Origin of the sequence: Nocardioides sediminis (genome assembly GCF_003047295.1) — a bacterium.
In the GTDB taxonomy this organism is placed as follows: Bacteria; Actinomycetota; Actinomycetes; order Propionibacteriales; family Nocardioidaceae; genus Nocardioides; species Nocardioides sediminis.
Window position 1 is genome coordinate 33,028 of record NZ_PZYZ01000006.1, and the last position, 25,520, is coordinate 58,547.

31 protein-coding genes are annotated in these 25,520 nt (G+C 68.2%); 11 read left to right on the forward strand and 20 right to left on the reverse strand.

Going from position 1 to position 25,520, the window contains the following annotated elements:
- Both DAI17_RS14250 and DAI17_RS14255 read left to right on the forward strand, forming a co-directional pair.
- A complete protein-coding gene (locus tag DAI17_RS14250; protein ID WP_107773879.1) occupies positions 1-1,626 on the forward strand; it encodes a sensor histidine kinase in 1,626 nt (541 codons plus the stop codon).
- On the forward strand, positions 1,623-2,345 hold the full coding sequence (locus DAI17_RS14255; protein ID WP_107773880.1) for a response regulator: 723 nt from the start codon (positions 1,623-1,625) through the stop codon (positions 2,343-2,345). Before DAI17_RS14250 ends, DAI17_RS14255 begins: the two co-directional genes overlap by 4 nt.
- Here DAI17_RS14255 and DAI17_RS14260 read toward each other — a convergent pair.
- The 7 genes from DAI17_RS14260 to DAI17_RS14290 form a co-directional block, all read right to left on the reverse strand.
- Entirely contained in the window at positions 2,326-3,825 is a 1,500-nt protein-coding gene (locus DAI17_RS14260; RefSeq protein WP_107773881.1) for a tripartite tricarboxylate transporter permease, read from the reverse strand. The genes DAI17_RS14255 and DAI17_RS14260 overlap by 20 nt on opposite strands.
- A gap of 1 nt (position 3,826) precedes the next feature.
- Complete coding sequence (locus tag DAI17_RS14265) at positions 3,827-4,348, reverse strand: tripartite tricarboxylate transporter TctB family protein (RefSeq protein ID WP_107773882.1); 522 nt, start codon at positions 4,346-4,348, stop codon at positions 3,827-3,829.
- Complete coding sequence (locus tag DAI17_RS14270; RefSeq protein ID WP_107773883.1) at positions 4,345-5,337, reverse strand: tripartite tricarboxylate transporter substrate-binding protein; 993 nt, start codon at positions 5,335-5,337, stop codon at positions 4,345-4,347. The genes DAI17_RS14265 and DAI17_RS14270 overlap by 4 nt, the downstream gene beginning before the upstream one ends.
- A gap of 160 nt (positions 5,338-5,497) precedes the next feature.
- Positions 5,498-7,723, reverse strand: a complete 2,226-nt coding sequence (locus tag DAI17_RS14275) for a heavy metal translocating P-type ATPase (protein WP_107773884.1) — start codon at positions 7,721-7,723, stop codon at positions 5,498-5,500.
- On the reverse strand, positions 7,713-8,645 hold the full coding sequence (locus DAI17_RS14280) for a hypothetical protein (RefSeq protein ID WP_107773885.1): 933 nt from the start codon (positions 8,643-8,645) through the stop codon (positions 7,713-7,715). Before DAI17_RS14280 ends, DAI17_RS14275 begins: the two co-directional genes overlap by 11 nt.
- Complete coding sequence (locus DAI17_RS14285; RefSeq protein ID WP_456093753.1) at positions 8,645-8,854, reverse strand: heavy-metal-associated domain-containing protein; 210 nt, start codon at positions 8,852-8,854, stop codon at positions 8,645-8,647. Before DAI17_RS14285 ends, DAI17_RS14280 begins: the two co-directional genes overlap by 1 nt.
- Positions 8,855-8,865: 11 nt before the next feature.
- Positions 8,866-9,147 carry a metal-sensitive transcriptional regulator gene (locus DAI17_RS14290; RefSeq protein ID WP_107773886.1) on the reverse strand — a complete coding sequence of 94 codons (282 nt, stop codon included), beginning with the start codon at positions 9,145-9,147 and terminating at the stop codon, positions 8,866-8,868.
- Positions 9,148-9,325: 178 nt separating this feature from the next.
- Between DAI17_RS14290 and DAI17_RS14295 the strand changes: the two genes are divergently transcribed.
- The 4 genes from DAI17_RS14295 to DAI17_RS14310 all read left to right on the forward strand — a co-directional run bounded on the left by DAI17_RS14295 (position 9,326) and on the right by DAI17_RS14310 (position 12,128).
- Positions 9,326-10,474: an LLM class flavin-dependent oxidoreductase gene (locus DAI17_RS14295; RefSeq protein WP_107773887.1), complete on the forward strand. Its 1,149-nt coding sequence runs from the start codon at positions 9,326-9,328 to the stop codon at positions 10,472-10,474.
- Positions 10,471-11,127, forward strand: coding sequence for an FMN reductase (locus DAI17_RS14300; RefSeq protein WP_107773888.1), 657 nt, complete (start codon positions 10,471-10,473; stop codon positions 11,125-11,127). Before DAI17_RS14295 ends, DAI17_RS14300 begins: the two co-directional genes overlap by 4 nt.
- A 67-nt stretch (positions 11,128-11,194) precedes the next feature.
- Positions 11,195-11,662, forward strand: coding sequence for an SRPBCC domain-containing protein (locus DAI17_RS14305; protein ID WP_107773889.1), 468 nt, complete (start codon positions 11,195-11,197; stop codon positions 11,660-11,662).
- Between the two features lie 40 nt (positions 11,663-11,702).
- A complete protein-coding gene (locus tag DAI17_RS14310) occupies positions 11,703-12,128 on the forward strand; it encodes a VOC family protein (RefSeq protein ID WP_107773890.1) in 426 nt (141 codons plus the stop codon).
- Positions 12,129-12,195: 67 nt separating this feature from the next.
- Here the strand turns inward: DAI17_RS14310 and DAI17_RS14315 are convergent, their stop codons facing one another.
- Positions 12,196-12,720 (reverse strand): hypothetical protein, encoded by a 525-nt coding sequence (locus DAI17_RS14315; protein ID WP_107773891.1) that lies wholly within the window; start codon positions 12,718-12,720, stop codon positions 12,196-12,198.
- Positions 12,721-13,063: 343 nt separating this feature from the next.
- On the opposite strand from DAI17_RS14315, the gene DAI17_RS14320 reads away from it, so the two are divergent.
- The gene (locus DAI17_RS14320; protein ID WP_159081547.1) at positions 13,064-13,528 is read left to right on the forward strand and encodes a hypothetical protein; all 465 of its coding nucleotides are present in this window, start codon (positions 13,064-13,066) and stop codon (positions 13,526-13,528) included.
- A gap of 64 nt (positions 13,529-13,592) precedes the next feature.
- Positions 13,593-14,621, forward strand: coding sequence for an ImmA/IrrE family metallo-endopeptidase (locus DAI17_RS14325; protein ID WP_234412528.1), 1,029 nt, complete (start codon positions 13,593-13,595; stop codon positions 14,619-14,621).
- On the opposite strand, the gene DAI17_RS14330 is transcribed toward DAI17_RS14325, so the two are convergent.
- Genes DAI17_RS14330 through DAI17_RS14340 form a run of 3 tightly spaced genes read right to left on the reverse strand, consistent with a single transcriptional unit; the run spans position 14,593 to position 17,266 of the window.
- Entirely contained in the window at positions 14,593-15,474 is an 882-nt protein-coding gene (locus tag DAI17_RS14330; RefSeq protein ID WP_107774126.1) for an alpha-glutamyl/putrescinyl thymine pyrophosphorylase clade 3 protein, read from the reverse strand. The two genes, DAI17_RS14325 and DAI17_RS14330, sit on opposite strands and share 29 nt — an antisense overlap.
- Positions 15,475-15,505: 31 nt before the next feature.
- Positions 15,506-16,309: a hypothetical protein gene (locus tag DAI17_RS14335; protein WP_107773894.1), complete on the reverse strand. Its 804-nt coding sequence runs from the start codon at positions 16,307-16,309 to the stop codon at positions 15,506-15,508.
- An 18-nt stretch (positions 16,310-16,327) separates the two neighbouring features.
- A complete protein-coding gene (locus DAI17_RS14340) occupies positions 16,328-17,266 on the reverse strand; it encodes a thymidylate synthase (RefSeq protein ID WP_107773895.1) in 939 nt (312 codons plus the stop codon).
- Positions 17,267-17,595: 329 nt separating this feature from the next.
- Here DAI17_RS14340 and DAI17_RS21015 point away from each other — a divergent pair, with 329 nt between their 5' ends.
- Together DAI17_RS21015 and DAI17_RS14345 are read left to right on the forward strand one after the other, a co-directional pair.
- Positions 17,596-18,027, forward strand: coding sequence for a hypothetical protein (locus tag DAI17_RS21015; protein ID WP_159081548.1), 432 nt, complete (start codon positions 17,596-17,598; stop codon positions 18,025-18,027).
- 186 nt (positions 18,028-18,213) lie between these two features.
- Entirely contained in the window at positions 18,214-19,230 is a 1,017-nt protein-coding gene (locus tag DAI17_RS14345) for a M48 family metalloprotease (RefSeq protein ID WP_159081549.1), read from the forward strand.
- A 51-nt stretch (positions 19,231-19,281) separates the two neighbouring features.
- On the opposite strand, the gene DAI17_RS14350 is transcribed toward DAI17_RS14345, so the two are convergent.
- The 4 genes from DAI17_RS14350 to DAI17_RS14365 all read right to left on the reverse strand — a co-directional run bounded on the left by DAI17_RS14350 (position 19,282) and on the right by DAI17_RS14365 (position 22,436).
- Positions 19,282-20,310, reverse strand: a complete 1,029-nt coding sequence (locus DAI17_RS14350; protein ID WP_159081550.1) for a toll/interleukin-1 receptor domain-containing protein — start codon at positions 20,308-20,310, stop codon at positions 19,282-19,284.
- Positions 20,311-21,385: 1,075 nt separating this feature from the next.
- Positions 21,386-21,769, reverse strand: coding sequence for a hypothetical protein (locus DAI17_RS14355; RefSeq protein ID WP_107773898.1), 384 nt, complete (start codon positions 21,767-21,769; stop codon positions 21,386-21,388).
- Positions 21,770-21,856: 87 nt separating this feature from the next.
- Entirely contained in the window at positions 21,857-22,102 is a 246-nt protein-coding gene (locus DAI17_RS14360) for a hypothetical protein (RefSeq protein ID WP_107773899.1), read from the reverse strand.
- A gap of 73 nt (positions 22,103-22,175) precedes the next feature.
- Entirely contained in the window at positions 22,176-22,436 is a 261-nt protein-coding gene (locus tag DAI17_RS14365) for a hypothetical protein (RefSeq protein WP_107773900.1), read from the reverse strand.
- 157 nt (positions 22,437-22,593) lie between these two features.
- Between DAI17_RS14365 and DAI17_RS14370 the strand changes: the two genes are divergently transcribed.
- A complete protein-coding gene (locus DAI17_RS14370) occupies positions 22,594-22,875 on the forward strand; it encodes a hypothetical protein (protein WP_107773901.1) in 282 nt (93 codons plus the stop codon).
- A gap of 386 nt (positions 22,876-23,261) precedes the next feature.
- On the opposite strand, the gene DAI17_RS14380 is transcribed toward DAI17_RS14370, so the two are convergent.
- From DAI17_RS14380 to DAI17_RS14400, 5 genes are all read right to left on the reverse strand, one after another.
- Positions 23,262-23,606, reverse strand: coding sequence for a phage baseplate assembly protein V (locus tag DAI17_RS14380; protein WP_107774128.1), 345 nt, complete (start codon positions 23,604-23,606; stop codon positions 23,262-23,264).
- Between the two features lie 160 nt (positions 23,607-23,766).
- The gene (locus tag DAI17_RS14385) at positions 23,767-24,264 is read right to left on the reverse strand and encodes a GNAT family N-acetyltransferase (RefSeq protein ID WP_159081551.1); all 498 of its coding nucleotides are present in this window, start codon (positions 24,262-24,264) and stop codon (positions 23,767-23,769) included.
- Between the two features lie 238 nt (positions 24,265-24,502).
- Entirely contained in the window at positions 24,503-24,847 is a 345-nt protein-coding gene (locus DAI17_RS14390) for a hypothetical protein (RefSeq protein WP_107773903.1), read from the reverse strand.
- A gap of 65 nt (positions 24,848-24,912) precedes the next feature.
- Positions 24,913-25,209, reverse strand: a complete 297-nt coding sequence (locus tag DAI17_RS14395; RefSeq protein WP_107773904.1) for a putative quinol monooxygenase — start codon at positions 25,207-25,209, stop codon at positions 24,913-24,915.
- A 25-nt stretch (positions 25,210-25,234) separates the two neighbouring features.
- The gene (locus DAI17_RS14400) at positions 25,235-25,501 is read right to left on the reverse strand and encodes a hypothetical protein (protein ID WP_159081552.1); all 267 of its coding nucleotides are present in this window, start codon (positions 25,499-25,501) and stop codon (positions 25,235-25,237) included.
- Positions 25,502-25,520 lie beyond the last annotated feature (19 nt).

Sequence of the window (25,520 nt, forward strand, 5' to 3'; positions counted from 1 at the left end):
GTGCTGAGACGGGTCGGACGCGAGCGGTCCGTGGCGCGCCAGGTGCTGGTGCTGCAGCTCGTCGCAGTGCTGGTCCTGGTGGTCACGGCGCTCGCGCTCGCGACGTACGACGCCCGGTCCGACATCCGGGCCAGCGCCCGCGACGAGGCGATCTCGGTCGCCCAGGCGGTCGCCCGGGCGCCGGTGCTGCACGAGGCGCTGCGGACCGAGGACCCCTCGGCGCTGATCCAGCCCTTCGCGGAGGCGGTGCGGGTCGACACCGGCGTCGACTTCGTCGTGGTGATGGCCCCGGACCGGACGCGCTACTCCCACCCGAGCGTCGAGCAGCTCGGCAGGGCCTTCATCGGCAACCTGGGCGGTGCCCCCGACGGCGAGGTCTACACCGAGGAGTACGTCGGCACGCTGGGCCCCTCGATCCGGTCCATCGTGCCGGTCCTCGCCCCGTCCACGGCTGCGCCCACCACGGCGCCCGACGACGACGTCGTCGCGCTGGTGTCCGTCGGCATCACGCTGCGGCAGCTCGACGACCTGCTGGTCGACGAGTTCTGGGACATCGTGGTCGCGGCGCTGGCCGTGCTGATCGTCGGCGTCCTCGGCGCGTGGTTCATCAGCAACCGGCTGCGCCGCCAGACCCACGGGCTGGGCGAGCGCGAGATCACCCGGATGTACGAGTACTACCGGGCCGTCCTGCACGCGGTGCGCGAGGGCCTGCTGCTCATCGACCTCGAGGGTCGGGTGCAGCTGGTCAACGACGAGGCCCGTCGGCTGCTGCGGCTGCCCGACGACGTGGTGGGCCGCTCGCTGAGCGAGCTCGGCCTGCCGCCCGCCCTGGTCGAGGCCGCCTCCGGCGAGCGGGGCGCCGACGAGGTCTACGTGACCGGTGACCACGTGCTCGTCGCCAGCACCAGCACCGCGCTGTGGGAGGGCCGCGAGGTCGGCGCCGTGGTGACGCTGCGCGACCACACCGAGCTCCAGGCGCTGACCGGCGAGCTCGACGTCGTCCGCGGTCTCACCGAGTCGCTGCGCGCCCAGACGCACGAGGCCGCCAACCGCCTGCACACCGTGGTGTCGCTGATCGAGATGGGCCGTCCCGAGGAGGCGGTCGAGTTCGTCACCGGTGAGCTCCAGGTCGCCCAGATGCTCACCGACCAGGTGGTCGGCGCCGTCGGCGAGCCCGTGGTCGCGGCCCTGCTGCTCGGCAAGTCCGCCGAGGCCGCCGAGCGCGGCGTCTCGCTGACCGTCGACGGCGAGCTGACCGGGACCCACCCGGAGGTCTCCACCCGCGACCTGGTGACCGTGCTGGGCAACCTGGTCGACAACGCGATGGACGCCGTCGCCGGCAGCCAGGACCGCCGCATCGTCGTGCACCTCGACGGCTCCGACGACCACACCCGTCTGGTCGTCGGCGACAGCGGCCCCGGGCTCGCGCCCGACGAGGCCGCCCACGCGCTCGAGCGCGGCTGGACCACCAAGGCCGACGCCGGCGACGGGCGGGGCCTGGGCCTGGCGCTCGTCTCCCAGGTGGCCCGCCGCCTCGGCGGCAGCGTCACCATCGGCAGCTCGCCCCTCGGTGGCGCCGAGCTCGTCGTCGTCCTGGGGACCCCGCGACTGGAGCGTGTGTCGTGAGCGTCCGGGTCCTCGTCGTGGAGGACGAGCCGCTGGTGGCCGAGGCGCACGCGGAGTACACCCGCCGCGTCGACGGCTTCGAGGTGGTGGGCGTCGCCCACTCGGCCACCGAGGCGTCGCGGCTGCTGGGCGAGCTCCCCGTCGACCTGGTGCTGCTCGACATGTACCTCCCCGACGGCCACGGCCTCGGCCTGCTGCGCAACCTGCGCGCCGCCGGCGACCTGTGCGACGTCATCGCGGTGACGTCCGCGCGCGACGCCGACATGGTGCGCCGGGCGGTGGCGCACGGGGTGGCGCTCTACCTCATCAAGCCCTTCACGTTCCCGATGTTCCGCTCCAAGCTCGAGCAGTACGCCGAGTACCGCCGCCAGCTCGTCGACGCGCCCGCCGAGGTCGTCCAGGACGAGGTGGACCGGATGCTGGGCTCGTTGCGGGTGACCGGCGTCGCCGGGGCGCTGCCCAAGGGGCTGACCGCCGAGCGGCTGCAGGAGACGATGGTCGAGCTGCGGCAGCCGCCCGGGGTCCTGTCGGCCCGTGAGCTGGCCGAGCGGCTGGAGAGCTCGCGGGTCACCGCCCGCCGCTACCTCGAGCACCTCGCGGAGGTCGGCGTCGTGGTGCGCTCGCTGCGCTACGGCGGCGGTGGGCGGCCAGAGGTGGAGTACCGCTGGCAGCACACCGCCGCCGAAGGCGGGGACGAGGTCAGTCGTCCTCGCCGCTGAAGACGACCTCGCGCTTCTTGCGCACGGACGGCAGCAGGGCCGCCACCACGATGATCAGCGCGAGCGCGAGGAGCGTCGCCGAGATCGGCCGGGTGACGAACACCGACGGGTCGCCCCGCGAGATGATCATCGCCCGGCGCAGGTTCTCCTCCAGGAGCGGTCCCAGGACGAAGCCCAGCAGCAGCGGCGCCGCCTCGCACCCCCAGCGGATGAGGAAGTAGCCCAGCACGCCGGCCACCGCGACGGCGAAGACGTCCCAGGCGTTGAGGCCCAGCGAGTAGCAGCCGATCGACGCGAAGGCGATGATCGCCGGGAACAGCACGCTGTAGGGCACGCTCAGCATCCGCACCCACAGGCCGATCAGCGGCAGGTTGAGCATCACCAGGAGCAGGTTGCCGATCCAGAACGACGCGATGAGCCCCCAGAAGAGCTCGGGCTCGTCGTTGATGACGTTGGGACCGGGGGTGATGCCCTGGATGATGAAGGCGCCGACGAGCAGCGCCATCACCGGGTGGGCCGGCAGGCCCAGGGTGAGCAGCGGGATGAACGACGTCTGCGCGGCCGCGTTGTTGGCCGACTCGGGCGACGCCACCCCCTCGATGGCGCCCTTGCCGAACTCCTGGGGCTTCTTGGAGATCCGCTTCTCCAGCGAGTACGACGTGAAGCTCGCCAGGACGTGCCCGCCGCCGGGCAGCACGCCGAGCAGCGAGCCCATCGTCGTGCCCCGCAGGACGGGCAGCCGGATGCGCCGGAAGTCCTCCTTGCTGAGCCACAGGCCCTGGACCTTCCGGGTCACCAGGCTCGGGTTGATCCGGTGCTCGAGGTTGCGGATGATCTCGGCCAGGCCGAAGAGGCCGACCGCCAGCGACACGAAGTCCAGCCCGCCGTAGAGCTCGCGGACACCGAAGGTGAAGCGCGGGACGCCGGTGAACTGGTCCTGCCCGATCGTGCCGAGCAGCAGCCCGAGCACGATCATGGCCAGCGCCTTGATCGCCGACCCGCTCGCCAGCGCGATGGAGGCGAGCAGGCCCAGGACCACGATGGAGAAGTAGTCCGCCGGCCCGAACTCCAGGGCCGCGGAGGCGAGTGGTGGCGCGAAGAGGGCCACCAGCACGGTGGCCACGGTGCCGGCGAAGAAGGAGCCGAGCGCCGCCGTGGCCAGCGCGGGTCCGGCCCGGCCCTGCTTGGCCATCTGGTGGCCGTCGAGGGCCGTCACCACCGCCGACGACTCCCCTGGCAGGTTGAGCAGGATGGCCGTCGTGGAGCCGCCGTACTGCGCTCCGTAGTAGATGCCGGCGAGCATGATCAGCGAGGCGACCGGGTCGAACTCGAAGGTGATCGGCAGCAGCAGCGCGACCGTCGCCGTCGGGCCGATGCCCGGCAGCACCCCCACCGCGGTGCCCAGCGTGACGCCGAGCAGGCAGATGAGGATGTTGGAGGGCTGGAGGGCCGTCTCGAGTCCCAGCAGGATGCCGTCCACGTCAGCCCCCCAACCAGTCGCCGAGGATGGGCAGCCGGAGCTGGAGCAGGCTGACGAAGACCACCAGGCACAGCGCCGTGAGGCCGATCGCGATCACGAGCGCCCGGCCGGGCCGGGTCCCGTGCCCGGCCAGGGCGGCCAGGAAGGTCGTCACCAGCAGGCTGGGGCCGAGCCCCAGCCCGCCCACGGTGAACCCGAAGAACAGGATCGCGCCGACGAGCAGCCCCATGCGCTGCCAGGGGATCGGCCCGCGGTCGGCGTTGGCGACCGTCGGGTCGACCCCGCGGAACGACGCGACCACGATGACCAGCCCCAGCACCGTGAGGATGCCGCCGAGCGCGATCGGGACGTAGCCGGAGCCCATCCGCAGCGCCGTGCCCACGTCGTACTGCGATCCGCCGATGGCGAACGCGAGGCCCAGCACGACGAAGGTGGCACCCGCCATCAGGTCAGGCAGGGACGGCCCGGACCGCCCGCCGAGGCGCCCGGCGTGGTCGCCGGGCGCCGCAGGCGTCGTGCTCATCCGCCGGTGACCCCGGCGTCCTCGATGATCGGCGTCCAGAGGTCGATCTGCTCCTCGAGCTTGGCCGTGTGGGCGTCGGGGGTGGCCTGGTCCTCGGCCACCGGGGTGGTGCCCAGGTCGGCCATCTGGTCGATGACGTTCTGGTCGGCCAGTGCGACCGCCAGCGCGTCGGTGAGCTTCTCGACGATCTCGTCGGGGGTCTCGGCCGGGACGTAGAGCCCGTGCCACACGCTGACCTCGACCTCGGGCAGGCCCGCGTCGGCGGTCGTGGGCAGGTCGGGCAGCGCCTCGACCGGCTCCGGGGTGGTCACGGCGTAGCCCTTGATGTCGCCGGACTGGATCTGGCCCGTGGTGTTGGTGGTCTGGTCGCACATGAAGTCGACCTGGCCGCCGACCAGGTCGGTCAGCGCCGGGCCGGTGCCGTCGTAGGGGACCTCGGTCAGGTCCGTGCCGACGGCCTGCTCGATGAGCAGGCCGCAGAGCTGGGACGCAGCGCCGACGCCGGCGTTGGCCAGGGTCACGGTGTCGGCGTTCTCCTTGACGTAGCTGACCATCTCCTCGAGCGTCTCGGGCTCGAAGTCCTTGCGCGCCACGATCGTCATCGGCACCTCGGTGACCAGGCCGATGGTCTTGAAGTCCTCCAGCGGGCTGTACTCGAGGTCGGGGTAGAGCGCGGGCGCCGTGGACATGCCGATGTGGTGCATCAGCACCTGGTAGCCGTCGGGGTCCTCGCCGGCCACCTGGCCGGCCGCGACGGTGCCGCCCGCGCCCTCGACGTTCTGCACGACGATCTGCTGGCCGAGCTCCTCGGCCATCGGCTCGGCGATCAGCCGGGTGACGGTGTCGGTCGGTCCGCCGGCGGAGAACGGGACGACGAAGGTGATCTCGTCCTCGGGGTAGGCGGCGGGGTCGGCGTCGCCGCCGCCGCAGGCGGCGAGGGACGTCACCGCGAGGACGGCGAGTGTGGCGAGGGGGGTGCGCCTGTTCATGACGGCTCCTTGTCAGGGGTGTGTGGCTCAGGTCACACCTTGGAGTCGTCGCGCGCAGCCGTCGACGTTGTGCACCTTGTGTTCACGGGATGCCGGGACTTGTGTCCACGGCCTCCGGGGCCCGGCGTGTCGCCTCGCCCGGGCGGGGCCCCGTCGCGCCTCAGCGCACGGCGGTCCGGAAGCCGCGCAGCCGCAGACTGTTGGTGACCACGAAGACGCTGGAGAAGGCCATCGCCGCGCCGGCCAGCATCGGGTTGAGCAACCCCGCCGCCGCCACCGGGATGGCCGCCACGTTGTAGGCGAAGGCCCAGAACAGGTTGCCCTTGATGGTGGTCAGGGTGCGCCGGGACAGCCGGATCGCGTCGGCCGCGACCCGCAGGTCGCCGCGCACCAGGGTCAGGTCGCTGGCCTCGATGGCCACGTCGGTGCCGGTTCCCATGGCCAGGCCGAGGTCGGCCTGGGCGAGCGCGGCCGCGTCGTTGACACCGTCGCCCACCATGGCCACGACCCGGCCCTCGTCCTGCAGGCGCTTGACGACGTCGACCTTGTCGGCCGGCAGCACGTCGGCGACGACGTGGTCGATGCCGACCGTGTCCGCGACCGCGCGGGCGGCCGAATCGTGGTCGCCGGTGAGGAGGTACGGCGTGAGGCCGAGGTCGCGGAGCATGGTCACCGCCTCGGCGGAGGTCTCCTTGACGGTGTCGCCGACGACCACGACGCCGCGGGCGCGTCCGTCCCAGCCGACCGCGATCGGCGTACGGCCGGCGTCCTGGGCGTCGCGGACCGCGCGGTCCAGGGCCGGTGGCAGGTGCTGCGACCACTCGGCCAGCAGGCTGGGGCGGCCGACGACCACGGCGTGCCCGTCGACGACGCCCTCGACGCCGAGGCCCGCCCGGTTGGTGAAACCCTCGACCGGGAGCAGGTCGCCGGCCGCGGCGGCGATGGCGCGCGCGATCGGGTGCTCGGAGGCGTGCTCGAGCGAGCCGGCAAGACGGAGCACCTCGGCGGCGTCCTCGCCCTCGGCGGCCACCACGTCGTGGACGGCCATCTCGCCGGTGGTCACGGTGCCGGTCTTGTCGAGCACGACCGTGTCGACCCGGCGGGTGGACTCGAGGACCTCGGGGCCCTTGATGAGGATGCCGAGCTGGGCGCCGCGGCCGGTGCCCACCATCAGGGCGGTCGGCGTGGCCAGGCCGAGGGCGCACGGGCAGGCGATGATCAGCACGGCGACCGCGGCGGTGAACGCCGCCGACGCGCCCGCGCCGGAGCCGAGCCAGAAGCCGAGGGTGGCAACCGCGAGCCCGATGACGATTGGCACGAAGATCCCCGAGATCCGGTCGGCGAGCCGCTGCACCTGGGCCTTGCCGTTCTGGGCGTCCTCGACGAGCCGGGCCATCTGCGCGAGCTGGGTGTCCGACCCGACCCGGGTGGCCCGGACGACGAGTCGCCCGCCGGCATTGACGGTCGCGCCGACGACGGCGTCGCCGGGGCCGACCTCGACGGGCACCGACTCGCCGGTGAGCATGCTGCGGTCCACGGCCGAGCTGCCCTCGACGACCTCGCCGTCGGTGGCGACGGCCTCTCCCGGGCGTACGACGAAGTGGTCGCCGACCGTGAGCTGCTCGATCGGCACCCGGGTCTCGCTGCGCCCACCGGAGCCGTCGTCCCGCAGCACGGCCACGTCCCGGGCGCCGAGCTCCATCAGCGCGCGCAGTGCGGCCCCGGACTGCCGCTTGGCGCGGTGCTCCAGCCAGCGGCCGGCCAGGATGAAGGTCGTCACCCCGGCGGCGGCCTCGAGGTAGATGTTGGACGCGCCGTCGGTGCGGTCCACGGTCAGCTCGAAGGGGTGGGTCATGCCCGGTGTCCCGGCCGTGCCGAGGAAGAGCGCGTAGAGCGACCAGCCGAGCGCGGCGAGCACGCCGACGGAGACGAGGGTGTCCATCGTGGTGGCGCCGTGGCGCAGGTTGGTCCACGCGGCGCGGTGGAAGGGCCAGGCGCCCCAGACCACGACCGGAGCGGCGAGGGTCAGGGAGAGCCACTGCCAGTAGTCGAACTGCCAGGCCGGCACCATCGCCAGCGCAACCACCGGGACGCTCAGCACCGCGCTGACCACCAGCCGGTCGCGCAGCGGGTCCCGCTCGGCGGCCTCGGGTGCGGCGGCGTCGGCGCCGGCCGGCGCGGGCAGCGTGGCGGCGTACCCGGCCTGCTCGACGGTGCGCAGCAGGTCCTCGGTGCTCACCGAGTCCGGGTGGCTGACCTTCGCCTTCTCGGTCGCGTAGTTGACCGTGGCGGTGACGCCGTCGAGCTTGTTGAGCTTGCGCTCGATGCGGTTGGCGCAGGACGCGCAGGTCATGCCCGTGATGGCGAGCTCCACGTCAGTGGCCATGGGACTGCTCCTCCCCGCTGGTGGATCCGGCGGCGCCGGGACCGGTGCGGACCGCGAATTCGGCGGTGCGGACGACGCCGTCGTGCTTGAAGTCGAAGAACAGGCGGTAGCCGCCCGCGCTCGGCACCTCGACGGCGAAAGGCACCTCGGGTCCGGCGTCCCCGTCCTCGGGGTGCACGTGCAGGTAGGCCAGGTCGCCCTCGCGCAGCGCGACCAGGTGGCCGTAGGCGCCGAGGTAGGGCTCGAGGTCGGTGACCGGCTCGCCGTCGCGCCTCACCCGGACGGTGACGGCGCCGTCGTCGAGGTCGCCCTCGAGGTCCACGGTGTAGCCGTCGGCGGTGTCGCTGGTCCGGTGGCCCGGGTGGTCGACCGGCGCGTAGCGGCCGGGGACGTCGAGGTCGGTGCCCAGCGTCAGCGGGGGTCCGCCCGTGGGCTTGAAGTCCGCGTAGACCCGCCAGCTGCCGGGGGTGAGGTCGACGTCGGTCGTCCAGGTCCCGTCGGCGGCCATCGTGGGGTGCACGTGCTGGTAGCCGGAGAAGTCGCGGCGTACGACGATGAGGTGCAGGTCCTTCTCGTGCTCCTCGTCGTACGCCGTCACGGCCTCGCCGTCCGGGCCGGTCACCACGAAGCGCAGGGTCGCGCGCCCCGGTGCGAGCCCGCTCGCGGGCAGCTGCAGCGTGTAGCCGGACTCGCTGACCTGGAGGCCGCCTGGGACGTCGGCGGCGGGGGCGGCGGCGTGGCCGGACCCGCCCTCCGTTGCAGCCTCGGTCTGGTGGCCGCCGGCATCGTCGGTCCCGTGCTCGTCGGTCGCGACCTCGACGGGCCCGACCCGGTCCTCCACGACCCGGCCGACGCCCCAGGCGGCGCCGAAGACGAGCGCGAGCGCGGTGACGAACAGCGCCACGCGCAGCGGGGTGCCCATCAGGCGAGCTGGTAGCCGGCTTCCTCGACGGCGGCGCGGACGGCCTGCTGCTCGAGGGGCTGGCTGCTGGTGACGGTGACGGCACCCGAGTCGAGGACGACGTCCACGGACTCGACGCCGGGGATCTCGCTGATCTCCTCGGTGACGCTGGCGACGCAGTGGCCGCAGGTCATGCCGGTGACGGTGTAGGTCTCGGTCTGCATGGTCATCGGTGTCCTCCTCAGGACTTCACGAGCCGCGCGATGGCCGCGCTGGCTTCCTTGAGCTTGGCCTGCTGCTCGTCGCCCACGGCCTGGACGACGCAGTGCTCCATGTGCTCGTCGAGCAGGGCGAGCGAGAGCGACTGGAGGGCGCGGGTGACGGCGGAGACCTGCGTCAGGATGTCGATGCAGTACTGCTCCTCGTCGACCATCCGGTGCAGCCCGCGGACCTGCCCCTCGATGCGCTTGAGACGCTGGAGGTGCTTGTCCTTGGTGCCGTGCGCGACGTAGCTGTGTTCCATGACGACAGACCATACCCCTAGGGGGTATGGGTTCGCAAGAGGGTAGTCCGTGACGATCGGACCCCCTCGGGAGGGGCTGGTGGGGGTCCGTCCGTCACGAACTACCCCCGGAATATCGGACGAACTCCCACCGTTATGGGTCGTACAATCTTCAACCAATAGGCACCAGGAGGCAGTCGTGCAGTTCGGCATCTTCAGCGTCGGCGACGTCACGCCCGACCCGACCACGGGACGCACCCCGAGCGAGGCCGAGCGCATCGAGTCGATGACCCGCATCGCCCTGGCGGCCGAGGAGGCCGGGCTCGACGTCTTCGCCACCGGCGAGCACCACAACCCGCCCTTCGTGCCGAGCAGCCCCACCACCCACCTCGGCTTCATCGCGGCCAAGACCGAGCGGCTGCTGCTCTCGACGTCCACCACGCTGATCACGACCAACGACCCGGTCAAGATCGCCGAGGACTACGCGATGCTCCAGCACCTGTCCGGCGGCCGCGTCGACCTGATGATGGGCCGCGGCAACACCGGCCCGGTCTACCCCTGGTTCGGCAAGGACATCCGCGACGGCATCAAGCTCGCGATCGAGAACTACCACCTGCTCCGCACGCTGTGGCGCGAGCCGGTCGTCAACTGGCAGGGCCAGTTCCGCACGCCGCTGCAGGGCTACACCAGCACCCCCGCGCCGCTCGACGGGACGCCGCCCTTCGTGTGGCACGGCTCGATCCGCAGCACCGAGATCGCCGAGCAGGCGGCGTACTACGGCGACGGCTTCTTCCACAACCACATCTTCTGGAACAAGGAGCACACCGAGCAGATGGTGCGGCTCTACCGCCGGCGCTTCGAGCACTACGGGCACGGCAGCGCCGACCAGGCGATCGTCGGTCTCGGCGGCCAGGTCTTCATGGGTACGACGGAGGCCGAGGCCAAGCGCCAGTTCCGGCCCTACTTCGACAACGCCCCGGTCTACGGCCACGGCCCGTCGCTGGAGGACTTCTCCACGATGACGCCGCTGACCGTCGGCACGCCGGAGCAGGTCATCGAGCGGACCCTCGGGTTCGCCGACTACGCCGGTGACTACCAGCGCCAGCTGTTCCTCATCGACCACGCGGGCCTGCCGATCGATGTCGTGCTCGAGCAGATCCAGATCCTCGGTACCGAGGTCGTGCCGGTGCTGCGCACCGAGTTCGAGCGCCGCCGCCCGGCGCACGTGCCGAGCGACCCGCCCACCCACTCCTCCCTCGTCGCCGCCGGCCCCGACGCCCCGCACCACCTCGTCGAGCCCGCCCGCGCCACGCTGGAGGCAGCCGCTTCGGAAGGAGCCCGCGCATGACCCGCACCATCGTCGTCGTCACCGCCGGCCTGAGCGTCCCGTCCTCGACGCGGCTGCTCGCCGACCAGCTCGCCGACGCCGTGGCCGCCCAGGTGGGCGCTCGCGGCGAGGCTGCCCGCTTCGAGCACGTCGAGCTGCGCGAGCTCGCCGGCGACCTCGCCACCTTCATGACCAGCGGCGGGATGCCGACCCAGCGGCTCTCCGAGGTCCGCGACCTGGTGTCGGCGGCCGACGGCATGATCGCCGTGACGCCGGTCTTCACCGCGTCCTACAGCGGGCTGTTCAAGATGTTCTTCGACGCGCTCGACACCGACGCGCTGACCGGGATGCCCGTGCTCATCGCGGCGACCGCCGGCACCGCCCGGCACTCGCTTGTCCTCGACCATGCCATGCGGCCGCTGTTCGCCTACCTGCGTGCGGTCGTCGTCCCGACGGGCGTCTTCGCGGCCACCGAGGACTTCGGGGGATCGACCGACCTGACCGCCCGGATCACCCGGGCCGCCGGCGAGCTCGCCGGGCTGGTCGTGTCCACCGACCACGTCGCCGGCTTCGGACCGGACGCGGGCGAGCGTCGTACGCCGCAGCGCAGCGCGGGCACGTCGGTGGGCCCGGTGACCGACTTCGCCGACCTGCTGCGCGGCCACGCCGGCTGAGGCGTCGTACACCCTCAGGGGTCCCCGGACGGTTGTCCGGGGACCCTCGGCACGGCAGGGTCGACGGATGAGCGACGACAAGAAGATCACCGTGGAGCGCACCATCCAGGCCCCGACCGCAGCCGTGTTCGACGTGCTGAGCAACCCGGAGAGGCACGCACAGATCGACGGGTCCGGCTTCGTCAAGGGCGACGTGGGCTCCAACCGCATCCAGCAGGTGGGCGACGTGTTCACCATGGACATGTCCGGCGACCACATGGGCGGTGACTACCGCACCGACAACACGGTCACCGGCTACTCGCCCAACCAGCTGCTGGCCTGGCAGACCGCTCCCGCCGGCCAGGAGCCCCCCGGCTGGCAGTGGGTGTGGGAGCTCGAGGCGGAGGGGTCCGAGGCCACCAAGGTCCGGCACACCTACGACTGGAGCAACGTGACCGACCAGGAGCTGCTGAAGAAGATCAGCTTCCCGCTGGTCTCGGAGTCCGACCTCGAGGCGGCGCTGACGAACCTCGACCAGGCGGTCACGGGCTCGTAGGTTGGTGGGGGTCCGTCCCTCGCACGAGAAGGAGCCCCGCATGGCCACCCTCAACCCCTACGTCAACATCCTCGAGGGCCGCGCCCGCGAGGCGCTGGAGTTCTACCACTCGGTGCTCGGCGGCGAGCTGCGCGTGATGACCTTCGGCGAGATGGGCACCGAGGGCCCGCTCGCCGACCAGGTTATGCACGGGCAGCTCGAGACGCCCGCCGGCTTCACACTGATGGTCGCCGACGCCCCGCCGGAGATGACCCAGGTGACGGTCGGCAACAACATCTCGATCAGCCTCTCCGGCCCCGCTGAGGACGGCGCCGCGCTGCGCGGCTGGTTCGCCGGGCTGGCCGAGGGTGGCCAGGTTGCCCAGCCGCTCGAGGCTGCGCCGTGGGGTGACGAGTTCGGGATGCTCGTCGACAAGTTCGGGATCGGCTGGATGGTCAACATCGCCGGGGCGGGCGCCCAAGGCTGACGCGCGGCCGGCGGGCGTTCCGGCCGCCGGTGTCGAGTTGCATGCGTGACCCCGTCATCCGGGTTGGTCAGCAGGACTCCACGGGCCTCAGCGAGACCACCTTTGTCAGGTCGACGCGGAGCACGGTGTCCTCCACGTCGAGGTCGATCCAGCCGGCGGCGCTGTCGACGATCGGGCCGCACGCGGTACCGCCGTTGGTGCTGACCTGGACGGGCCGGTCGGCACCGGACTCTGGCCACCAGTTGCTGGACGCCGAGAGCGCGGTCAGCCCGACCGCCACGCACGTGAAGGCGACACCCGCTCGGAGCCGGCGGGCGCCGGCCGAGAGGTCCGTCAGTACGCCGGGCGGCCACGCCACAACTGCCACGAGCAGGAGCCCGATGGCAGCGAACCCAAGGGCGAGGAGCGCCAGGACCCCCGCGACCGATTGCAGCCACATCGGGAGCCTGGTGCCGTTGTCGCCAGTGAGCACCCCGCACAGCCCCACGAAAGCCAGCGCCGCGATCTGCAGCTTGTGCCACTCGCGAGCCGAGGCAGTGAGGGCTTCGACCGCGGCACGCTGCTCCGCCCGCTCTCCAGGTGTGTCAGCCACAGCGGATTCACCCCTCACTCGGTTACCTCGACGGTACGCCCATCAGCCCGGAGCGCGCCTTCGATGAGGGCGCCTGGCTCTCCGTCCAGATGGCGCGTCCCGAAGGCGCTGCACGACGCTCAGAATGACGATGGCCAAGCAAGCTCGCTAAGCGGCGGAGTCACGACGCCCGTAGTCGCCCTGTTCTCCGCCGCCCGTCTTCGGTCACCGCTTACTACGAGCGACGCCGAATTACTCGTGCCCGTTGGGGCTCGCGCTCGGGTACATCGCAGATGCAACGGTGCAGCCACAGGCAGCTCACGATCCTCGACGTGTCCGTCGACGGGTCCTTCGCCTGCGTCGTGTGTACGAGCGCGAGCAGTTGTCCTCGCTACCGAAGTCGATAACAGAGGGTCTTCATAGATGCACCCGTCGGCGTGTCAAGCCGATCTCGGTCTTGTCGCCGCCGCGCGTCGGTATGTTCGACTCTCGAGAGCTGGAACTATCTGTGATTATCGCCTTTAAGACACCCACACTGCGGCGACTGTGCGAGGACAACTCTGTCGCCATCGCCGAGTTCGGCGAGCACGTAGGCGCTGGTCTACGCGGTCGCGTGGCCGACCTGCGTGCCGCTGAGACGATCGCCGACCTTGTCGTCGGAAGTCCCCGTACGGGGGGACCGTTCAATTGCGAGCTCACTCTTGATCTGGCACTCGGCGCAAGCACCTTGTGGATCGCGAACCACACCGAGCCGCGCCTCGACCATGCTGGCATGGTCGACTGGTCCCGAACGACGTACATTCAGTTGATGAAGATCGAGGTGATCTAACGTGCACGCTGGAGGACTGACCCCTCGGTGGGCCTCCGCGCCAGGGGAAACGATCGGCGCGGTGATGAACGAGCGGCAACTCGACCTCGACGACCTCGCCCCCTCACTCGGTCTGAGTGCCGGCGACACTCGCAGCCTCTTGGCCGGCGCACTTCCACTGACGCTGTCAATTGCCCGGAACCTCAGTGCATCCGTCGGGGGAACGACCGAGTTCTGGATGACGCGCGAGGCTCAGTACCAGGATGACCTCGCCCGAGTAAGGGCCGACAAGTGGTCTCAAGACCTGCCGGTCGCGCAGATGGTCCGACTCGGGTGGATGCAGAAGCCATCGTCGTGGCTGGACCAGATAGACACCTGTCTGCGCTTCTTTGACGTCCCGGACATCGACACCTGGGAGGAACGTTATGACAGGCAGGTCGAATCCGCGCACTTTCGATCATCATCCGCTTTCGACCTGAAGGCCGGAGCAACCACTGCCTGGTTCCGGGCTGGTGATCTCGTCGCAGAAAGTGGCCCGAAACTCCCAGCTTTCGATTCGCAGAGGCTGACAGCTCTCCTTCCGTGGTTGCGCGATCTCACCCGCGTTCCGCAACCCGAGAAGTTCGTTAGCGAGTTGGTCAGCCTGTGTGCCGGGGCCGGCCTCCACGTCGTGGTTCTTCCGACACCGAAAGGTTGCTCGGCAAGCGGGGTCGCCCGTCGCCTGCACGAGAATCCACTCATCCAACTAAGCGCACGCCACCTCACTGACGATCACTTCTGGTTCACGTTCTTCCACGAGGTCGGCCACGTCCTGCACCACGATCTCGAGATGACGTTCATCGACAACTTGGATGACCGCGATCACCTAGACGTCTTTGAGGATGAGGCGAACGAGTTCGCATCAGAGTTCCTTATGGGTCGGACCTCAATGCGCTGGAATGGCGCCTTGAGTAGGCGAGAAATCGTCCGTATTGCACACGCGAACTCGATCTCGCCAGGGATCGTCGTCGGCCAGTTCCAATATCGGGGCCTGTTGAGGCCCAACCAACATAACGGCCTCAAGCGACGCTACGTCTGGAACGGCGCTACCCTCGAAACGCGACGAAGGACGTAGGACTCTTCTGCCAGTTGCACAGTGCATCCTCGAAGACGTCGTAGCCGATCCCGAGCCTGTCTCGCAGCGGCGCTAGCCGGCGCTCGATCTCGAGGTTGCGAGGCTGACCCCTGAAGTGCCCTGCAAGTAGAAGGCGTGCCCCGTACTGTGGGCCGCTGGCACCGACCAAGTGCAGGCCGTCCGGCTCAACGTCCATCAGGCCGAGCTTCCCCATCATCGACAGGTAATCGAAGCGAGCGATTCTTCCGAACCGCCTCACCTGCGCAGCGGACTCGTACAGTGCGGCGAAGCGCTCCATCGGTGTCGGACCTACAGCGATGCTCGAGAAGTGCGCCTCGTGCGAGGCACCCACCCACTCGATATAGCTGCTTAGGACCGCGCCCGTGCCATTGGCAGAGGACCCGGACAAGCTCTCACGCTTCCGGTGGTTGCCGAATCGGCCACCTCGAGCGCTGATCGTTGTCCGGTTGGCATCCAGCCAATCACGCATGTCGACCACGTTGGCAATCGCGCTCGCCCAGTCCCACCGACCCGGCTGTCCAAGGCGACCATAGAAATCAGACGACAACTGCCAGTCGTTCCTCCGGTGGCGACCGAAGTGGACTGAGAGCAGTACTAGCCAGCAAGCCTCGTCGTACTCGCGGTCTCGCGAGTAGAGAATCGCGGCCTTGAGCGGGTCAAACGAGCCCGATGCCGGGTCGCGTGAAGGCTCGGTCAGGGGAACCTCGGTCAGCAGCCTTCGGATGTACCGGTTACGACGCTGGCTCTCGATAATCTGCGCTACGAACACCTCCCGCGCCGGCGTCGAAGCGACGCCGACGAGCGGTTCGACATCGCGCTCGAACTCGTCCAAGGCCGTGTGAAGTCGGTCCGCCTCGGTTCGATCACCTGGCCGCACCAGCGGTTGCGTTGGCAACGGTTGCTCCTACCCATTCACCGATTCGCTGCATCACCTGCGTGGTGACGCCGAAGCTACTTTGCAGATTGTGGTTGTAGCCGACCACATGGATGAAACGGTCGAGGCTCACCTCGCCGATGGTGTCGATGACGCCTTCGTAGGCAATGCCGCCGACCCCTGTGCCGCTAGAGCGCGGAAGTGTCCAAGCTGCGACGTCTCGAGCAACGAGGGCTGTGCCTGAGAACTGTATGAACTCCGATACGACAGACCGGCCGTTGAGGACGAGCACCTCGATGGCGGAGTCACGGATGAGCTCAGCAATAGTTGCTCGACCACGCCGGACCAGGTCCTCGCGCACATTGCTGGGAAGAACGCCCCACTTTGTCGATGTCGCGTAGGCGACCAGATCGAGGTGACAAGCAGTTGAGTCGTAGTAGGAGGCGCCGCCCACGCAAAGCATCCGATCGAGGACGTCGAACCACTGACGGTAGGGGTTCCTAGCGAAGTATTGGCGGCAGCCGAGAGCGATAGAGCGGATGTCGTCACCGGTCGCGTCGTCCCAGGAGGCCCGACCGAGAGATGACAAGGTTGGTAGGCGCCGGTCCGCTTCGGCCAGCTCAGTTCCGGCCCGGTCGACGAACTCCCGGTTGCTGGGATTGATCCCGACCGTTGCCACCTTCGCCGTCGCGATCTCGCCGAAGAAGGGGACCGGGCACGCCCAGCCGAGGACATCGCACGGGGCCACCTGCGAGCCGAGTTGGTCGACCAAGCGTGAGATCTGTCTGTACACGCCTCTCCCCGGTGGTTGTTACATGAACTCTCTCAGTATCGCGTCTTGCATGTCGCGAGCGATCCGTCGCATCGCCTCGACGTCCTCCGCCTTCCTTGCGACATGGTGAGCGAGGATCCGGGCCAAGTCAGCCCAGTACGGATCTGTCGGCAGACTTACCTGCTCATAGGGAACCCCTGCTCGGATCTGCACCTCGGCCGCAACCAACTCCTCGGCTCGACACCACGGGTCTCCCAGCGGCATGGGCGGCATACCGTCAGTGGTGCTCTGATATCCCTCGCCGAGATACACCTTCATCGATTCCTCGGTGGAGTCATACAAGTGAAGGCTGCCCGCGTTGTGCACGTATCTGCCCGGCTCCGCATTCACTGAGCGAGCGACCATCTCCTGCAACATCGTGAAGGCAAAGACGTCGTGCGGCAGGCCCACGTATGCGTCGTTCGAACGCATGGAAACCACCATGTGCAGTTGTCCGTCACGCAGTAGAAATTGCATGGTGCATGTGCACGGAACGTCCTTGAATCGTGGTACTCGCTGGTCGGACCTGTCGAAGATCTGCACCACGGCTCGGCGGGAGGTGGGACTTTCCTTCAAGAGAGCGATGACATTCCGGACCTGCGCGTCTTGGTCATGCCCAAACAGGCGGGGTCCGTAGCCGCCGTGAACCGTTCCGTCTTCCTCGAGCTCAGCGGCGTACTTCGGCATATAGAAGACGACTAGGTCGCCACGGTTTGAGCCGGACAGATACCAGCAGAGCTCTGCCACACCGCTAACGACACGACGACGAGACTCGCTGCGACTCAGCCGTGCCCGGACATTTGTCAACTCGAGTGTGGCACCCACGATTTCACGAAACCGGCCTCGGTTGGCACTTACCCGCTCGCCATCTTGAACTAATCGTAGGTACGTATCGCGCAGCAGGTCATCCAATGTACCCGCCTGAACGTTGAACGCCATCGGTCTCCCCTCGTACGACCGACTCAGTATTGTCGTCCAACTGACTCCGCGGTGAACGCCGCGCGGCAGTTCCTATCTCCTGCCGCTTCAGACTGTTGCGCGCTCAGTGACGAATGAACCACTCCCAGGTAGTTGAACAACACCAGCGCGTCCATGATGGCCGCGATCGATCCCACGCGCGGAGCTCGGACCTTTTCGAGAGAGAGGCGCGCCTTACCGCCGCGTGCTGGCAGCGCTCCGCGGCTCAACCCGCTTTCGCGACGCCGCTTTGGTATCGCCCCTGTGCGCACGTGGCGCGCATGCCAACCTCACACATAGGATCGCTCTTCATGGAGTCGACTTGGGAGAATCGGGACCTACCTGTACTTGAGTCAATCGTCAGATTGGCGGATCAGAAGCGTTCACCCGTCGGAGCGCAGCAACTGGTCGACGACACCGGGCTGGACATGGACGACGTCCAGCGAGCCATCTTCGCGCTCAAGAACGAAAATCCTCCGTTCATCGAGGTGGGACGTCCATACGCCAATGGGTTCTACCACCTCATCGGAGGGGTCACAGGCCATGCACGTCGGACCGTCGGCGCGTGGCCAACACCAGAAGATTTGACCGATAGATTGGCGGCGGCGTTCGTTGAAGCAGCGGAGGCGGAGACCGAGCCGACCAAGAAGGGAAAGCTGCGCTCGGCCGCGGAATTCTTCGGTGGGGTCGGCAGAGATGTCTCATCCGAGGTCATTGCGAAAGTCATTACTCAAGGCATGTGACCAGCGCAGCTCGACGTACCGGACCCGGTCGCGACGTTGGGTATGCGTTCCGCGGCCGTGCTTGTCGGAGGTGCGTCGCTTCGCCGCGAGTCCGCGCCGGCGTACCTGCCTAAACCCAGTTCTCGCGTGCCACCGATTGCGAATCGCTACGCTTCCTCGTTCAAGCATCAACCGAGGGCGGGAACGGTGTCGGAGAACGATCGACCAAACGCACGGGAGTTCTGGGCGCGAGGCGTAGTGACTCCTTCTCCACTTCCGAGTTACCAACTGGAGCATCAGGCCGAATACTGGCGCGTCGTTGACGACAAACCGACGACGTGGCGAGACGCCACTGAGTACTCAAATGATCCTCTCCTCTCCGACCTCTGGCGCAAGCTGCTCAAGCGCGCGCCAACGCACCTAGCGCAAGCCTTGTCGGGAACCTTCGTGGTGAAGCGCCAATCCTGGGAGTCACAGGCGGCCACCTGGGCGTCACCCCACCACTTCTCCGGCGCCTTCATTGACTTCAATGTGGGCTTCTCCGACGCGACCGCGCAGTTCGCGACCTTCTTCGAGAGAATCCGACGCGCAGACGCGAACGTCGAGCAATTGGCTGACGACGCCCGACGGATGGCATACGTCGCGGACCTCTGGCGGGAGACCGGGGAGGTGTTCGTGGGTGACTACGGGTTCACCGGTGACGAACTCACTCCGACGTCTATCGGGTTATCACTACTCGGTGATGTCTGGTGCCTGGCACACGAGGCTGCCCACCGAGTCCTTGGGCATGTCGAAGGAGTACGGCCTGCCACCGTCGACGAGTTCTCGGCCTCAATAGGCGAGCTAGCGGCAACGTTCGAGGAACCGGGCGGCATGGAGCTCCAAGCGGACGCGTTGGCAACGTACTTGCTGCGCGGAGACGAGCCGTACGATCCTGACAGCCAGGCTGCCTTCGAGGCGTGCTTCGGTTCTCATCTTGCGCTCGGCGTTCTCAAGTTGGGAGACGCAGACCCCGAGAACGGAGATGCGGACCACCCGCCGATCGGTCGCCGGCTCGCCTTCAACGCCGAAGTTCAGGAACGGCTGACGGGTGGCGCTTACTCCCAGCCCGTCCGTGCTGACATCGAATGGTCGACGGCTCTTGTCGAGGCGACCATCGTCGCGGCAACCGCGCGTGAGGCTGATGCCGCCGCTGCTCAGCAGAACCCGTTGCCCGAGAGGTAGATGACCTGGCCCAGCGGGCAGGCCATAGGACGCCGTCGACAAACGGATTCGTCAGGAGCGTCTTTCCGCCGCCAACGTTGGCAAGTCATCAAGGGTGAGAGCGGCGGTGCGGTCAGTAGCAATGACGTAGCGCACCACCGCGACCGGTTCGTACCCGTTCAGGGCGGGACGGAAGATGACGTCGTCGAGAATGAGCAGCGCCCAATAGCCACTTCGGTTCATCATGACCAACACGTCTCCGGGGGTGGTTCGCTCGGCGCGATTAGACATCGGCAGGGCGGCGAGGTCGGCGAGCGTTTCGCGGCGTTCAGCAGCGGCAGCGACCAAGCCGATGTTGCCGATGCCATCCTTGTAGTGGCGGACTCCCTTCGGTGCACTTGGGTGAATCGCACCGCCGTAGGGATAGTCCATGTGCAGCTCAAAGCGGGCCTCGTCGCTGCCAAGGGTGAACTGCCCCGAGTTTTCGTTCAGGTTCACCGCGACCAGCCCGCTCGTTCGGCCATCCCGCCAGCGGGCAGGGTCGTTGCGGATCGTAGCTCGGGCCTGAGCCTCGGTCGTGCCGACGAACGGGTTCGGGCCTAACGGCGGGGCGGCCTCGACCGGGGCCCCGTGCAGCTCGCGCAGCAGTCGCTCGTATGCAGCCTCATGGTCGCTGCGAAAGTCGATCCAGGTTCTGCCCACGAGGTATGTGGGCACAACGGGATCGTCTGCGACCGTGCCGGAGTCTGGGACAACCGGTATGACGCGGTTGCCACCCAGATCGCGGTAGACGGTCGGAGAGACGATGGTCGTCTCGGTCCCGACACCGGAAGACTGCTCGGCGCGGCGGTCGGCCTTGGGGCCATAGTCGTCGGAGAGCACGATCATGACACGGGCCGACGGATCGGCGTACCGCTCCATGAACAGGTTCAGGTCGTGGCCGAGGCGCACGTCCCATCGGTCTAGATGGACGTCGACACCGTTCGCGCGCAATCGACGAGCCAGGTTGGCGACCCACGCGACATGCTGGTCGCCGGCCCAGGAGTATGAAACGAAGGCTACGGGCGGCTCGGGCTGCTCGGGAGGCGGTGAGGTCTGCACGCACATACCTTGCCCGACTCGACGCGTCGGCGTGCGCTCTCCATGGCTCGGCGACGTCCGGATCTGTCGCATCTAGTTCGCTTCGAACCCGCGTCCTACCGCCGCGTGTACATCGTCGAGTTGGTCACGCGGCGCCCAGGCGCTGGCCTTGTCGATCTCGATCTACCGCTGGCTTCGCGTGCGCGCGTCCGTCCTCGCGCCACCCCTACGACAAGAGTTGGTCAGGAAGACGCGTTCATAAGTACCCCGCCCCGGGCGCCTCCGGCGAGCGGCTGACAACAATCGCAAGTGCCAGGGCCATGACTCCGGTCGGCTCGAACTCCACACTGAGGGCAAGTTGCTCCCACAAGTCTTCGTCGCCGCTCAGAAGCGCTTCAGCCAGGCCGGCGGCGGCCGCGTTCACTTGCTCGTTGCGGAGTTCCCTGGAGTACCCCGTGTGGGACGGACACCCATCGCCATGTCGCCACATGCGACCAGCCCCAGGACGCGGACTGTCACCACCACCATGCATGACCTCCCCGCAGAGCGAGCACCTCGTTCGACCCGGCACGAACTTGCGAACCCCTTGATTCGGTCGCGAGATGATCGATGGGTTCCCCTTGAGTTGCCTCGCCATTTGCTCCCCTAAGAGTCTCGAGACTCTCCCTAGAGAAGCCGCGCCCGTCAGACCGGTGAATTGGGACGATCGCCGCATGTGCCGCGACGCGTGACCGAACCGTTCCCCGACGACGACCACCTCTTTCCGCCGCGCTCGAGGGCTGCCGGCACGCGAGAGGTGGAACGCCTCATCCGTACGCCAGCGCAAGCGCGCTCCCGGTGCCACCATGACGTCATGAACACTTGTCCTCAGTGCGCGGCGCCGATCCCGACGGACCTCGACCGATCAGCAGCTGCAATTGAGTACTGCCCGAGATGCGACGCTGCCTTGTCACGCGAAGATCGCACCGGTGCATCTGACCAATGGCTTCCCTGAGGGCCTTGGCGCTTGGCCGGTGAGCTAGCCCCTAATGCGTCAAACCGCCGCCTGTCGGGGCCGGTGCGAACGACCGGATCTGCCGATGATCGAGTGCGTAGGTCAGCGGCGTCCCCGCCGGGCAAGGTAGGTGTCGACGGCATCGCGCATGGCACCGGGCGGTAACGCGAACTCTTGGACGCGGACGTGTACAGAAGCGAGCAAGCCCAGAACCGAGTCAACCTGATTGAAGAGGCTGCCGTTGCGACGGGCGACAAGCGCGGAGCCCGCGGATGTCAGAGCGAAGGTCATGTCCGGTGTCACGACCAGAAGTCCACTGCCGAGCAGTCTGCGAACGGCGCCGTCCACCTCATCGTCGAGAAGGATCGCGTGGTTGAGCCCGTCCGCGGCCGCGACCACTTCGGTCAGCGTGCAGGGTGCCTGCGAGACGGCGATGGACGTCAGCACCCAGGCATCGGCGAACTCCCAGTCGCCTTCATCTTTCACGGACGGATCCTTGCACCGAACGGCCGGACATGCCGCGACCCGTGCAGTCGGCTCATGCGAACGAGCGACTGGCGGTTCCGACAATCGCTACCGCATGCGCACGACGACGGCGCGGCACCCGAACCCATCCTGACCCGGTGCTTCCCACTCCAGGTCAACCACGTCGCCCTGGGTCAGCGCCTTGTACTCAAAGACCTCCCCTCTGTGGCGGCTCTCCACGCGACGAGTCTCAATCACCGAGTAGTGGGTCCAACAGCCGCCCGGTGTCTCGGGACTGTTCAGGACACCCCAGCCGAGGTCCTCATGCCACTCACGTACCTCGGCCCGCACCATGACGCGAGGCTACGCCGATCGAACGTCCGGATCTGCCGCTGATGGTGCGCGGATCTGCCGATGTGCGCGTCAGTCAGATCCAGCCGCCGCGCGAGCCGGACCGGACCTGCGAGCCCGGGCCGCGGTCAAAAGGCGCCTTGATGGCGTCCAGGGTGAGGCCCGCGAGAAGCACCACGACCAAGCCGCCGACCAGGACCGCAAGCACGAGGGGCGAGCTGTGCGTCGTGAGGGCGACGACGGCACAAGAAGCGAAGAGGGCAACGGCGGCACTCGCACCGAAGACCTTCCACGACACGTGTCGGGCGGCCGTCCGGATGTCACCGCTGAGGCTCATGACCTGAGTGTGGCGCACGCCGGCCGCAGATGCACGGGTACCGGTGCAGCCACTGCTGACGGCGTCGGGGTCGCCATCTTGGTCAAGATTCACTGTCCGGATCTGCCGCGATCAGCGCGAAGGCCGTCGACGGATCCGTCGGCACTAGCCTGAGTGGGTGTCTGAGAAGGAAGCGCGTCGACAAGCACGCCAGCAAGTGGCCGCCTATCACGAGGCGCAGCTCGCCGAACTCGTTGCACACGTCGCTGGCGAGATCGATCGGTTCCGCATCGGTGATCTCGACCCGTTCGATATGGATCGTGTGCTGTTCCAATACTCCCGAGCGGCGAAAGAGCTCTGGAAGTACTGCACCCTAGGCAACGTCGAGGTAACCGCACGCTTCGTACGCGAGGAACCGGCGATCGACTGGTGGGAGCGCGGAGCGTTCACGGAGCGGTGACGCGCATGCGTCTTTCCTCCGCCTTGGAGGCCCGGATCTGCCGGCGGGCGCTGGCCCTCCGAGGTGGACCGAGCATGCACGTCAGGATGCGGTGACTCGCGACTGAGCCGAAGCGGCCACAACGATGCCTGTTCCGTTGGGAACGCAAAGGCCGGTGCTGTCGGCGAGGACCAGCGGGACATCGACCGACCTGACCCGCTGTGCGCTCGACGTCCAGAATGCCGTGACACAGGGAGGAGTCTGGGTACAACCCGTGACCCGGTACGGCGTGGCCGCGCCAACCGCGGGCTGCCCGGAGAGCCGGACACGGGCAAGCGGGATGGTTGGCTGCGCCTGGCCGGCGTGGGTGCACAGGACAATCGCGCCCTGGGTCAGGACCTCACCCATCAGGTCACCTCCAGGGCGCCATCGTTCACCGACACCGTGGGGCCGGAGAGCTTGACCGATGCGCCCATACCGTTGCTGAATTCGATCCCTCCCGGCTGCATCAACACCGTGCCCCGCTCCAGCCAGCAACCGGACCAGATCGGGTAGTCAGTGTCGCCTCCCTCGAACTCCACCCAGACACCCGAGCCGACGGGTGGCACCCCGAGGTAGCCAAACGGAACGCATGGCATGGCCCAGACAGTTGCCTGATCGAGCACTGCCGGAACCGTCACCTGGATGCGCATGAGTCCCATCGGGTCGACGACGTTCTCGACCCTTCCGCGGTACTTGCCGTAGTTCGCCATGACACCCACTCTGGCAGCGGAGCGCGCTGCGTGAGACGCGGTCGTCACGTTCGGGCTCACGAAGCCGCACACCCCGGGCGCTGCCAGTACAACGCTCGTTCCCCCGCCGGCCGGCCGCGAGCCCGTCGTCATCGACCGACGACGACGGGCCGCGGGGCGATCAATCTGCGAGGGCCTTCCAGAACACGACCTTGTGGTCGCCCGGTCCGTAGAACTCTCGGATCTGCGCCTCTCGGTCAAAGCCACGGGCCTCGTAGAACCGACGAGTGGCTTCGTACTGGCCGGTGCTCGAGGTCTCAACGATGAGAACCCGTGCCGCAGCCTCACCTCTGTCGCGCAGCAGCTCCTCCAGGTGTGCAAGGAGGGCTGTACCGATCCCTGCTCCGTGCCGGGACGGGTGGACGGCGATGAAGTAAATGTTCCACAGCCGGTCTGCGAATGGCTCAGGAGCCAGGTAGGCCGCTGCGATGACCTCATCATCCTGAGCCGTCACCACGAACCACTGATGGCTGTCGAGCTCTCCGTTGACCGCGCTGATGAACGCGTCAGTGAGCCCGTCGAGCTCATTGACCGCGAACATGTTGTTGATGACAGCCAGGTCGGCGACTGCCGCCTGATCGCGGCTCCCGGCGCGTCGAACTCGTGTCGGGTTCTGCAAGGTACCTCTCCAAGTCGTCGTGGCCGCCTCCAAGGGCGCGTCGATGAGCCGCAGGGCGGCAGATTGACTTGCCTGACGGGGCCGGTCGGCACAGCCAGGCTTACGACCCGAGGGCCGTGACTCACGAGGTACGCACAAAGCTCCTGACGATGAGGTCCTGCGAGGACCATACGGCCGAGTCCGGCTGCCCGATACTGGTTATCGCCTCGCTGTGCTCCGACGCTGGCGCGCCATGGCCTCACACGCCGCTGTCGTAGTCGAGAAGCAGCTCAGGGAGAGGCACTCCGGGGAGCGAAACTCCGTGCACGGCATGGACGAGGTCGCGGAACCACTGGTCGAACGGTGCCGGCGAACCGCCGAGGACGCCGAACGCCGCGTCGAGGTCGTCGGCCTCGAGGTGGACCACGGCGAGGTCGCCCGTCGCGGTGGCCTGGATCCATACGGCCTCGCGAGTGATGCCGGCACGCCGGCGCGCGTCCTCGTACGCCGCGCGCCGGTCACCGCGCCAGCAGGACGCCAGTGCGTCGCGGTCGAGGCCGGTCCGGCCCGGTAGCACCGGGAGCGCGAATCCCACCTGGGGCATGCGCGGATCCTTCCTGAGGGTCGTGCGGGCCGGAGGTCACGACATGCGCGCCACGATCGCCGGTGTCACACGGGCTGGACGAGGGTGGCCTTGAAGGGCGCGGCCAGCAGCTCGAACACCGGTGCCATCGCCTCAGCGGTCGAGGGGTCGTTGATGACGGCCTCCCGGGCGGCTGCCGTCTCCCACTCCGCGATCTCGACCAGGGCGTCGGGGTCGTCGATGACCTCGTAGAAGTCGCTGCCCAGGCAGCCCATCTCGCTGAGGGCCGGCCCCATGCCGGCCAGCATCTCGTGGAGCACCACTGCGAGCTCGTCGCGCCGACCGGGCGCGGCCTTCAGCTCGACGATCACCTTGATGGACATGCGGTTCCTCCTCCGACGGGGTGGACTACTGCTCGACGTAGACGGTGAGTGGTGGCACCACGCCGTGGGACTCCATCTGGGCCAGCACCTCCGGGGGAGGCGCGTCGATCAGTGCCTGCAGGGCAGCCCTGTCGTGGATGGTCGCGCTCACGGCGATGCGACTGCTGCCGTCGGCTGCGACGAAGTCGGTGACGTCGCTGCCGACCGCGCCCAGCGCTGCGGCGCGCTCGTCCTTGCCCTTGAGCCAGCGCTCGATCTCGACGACGTCGTGGGTGATGACCATGCGTGGCATTGCGTGCTCCTTGCGGCAG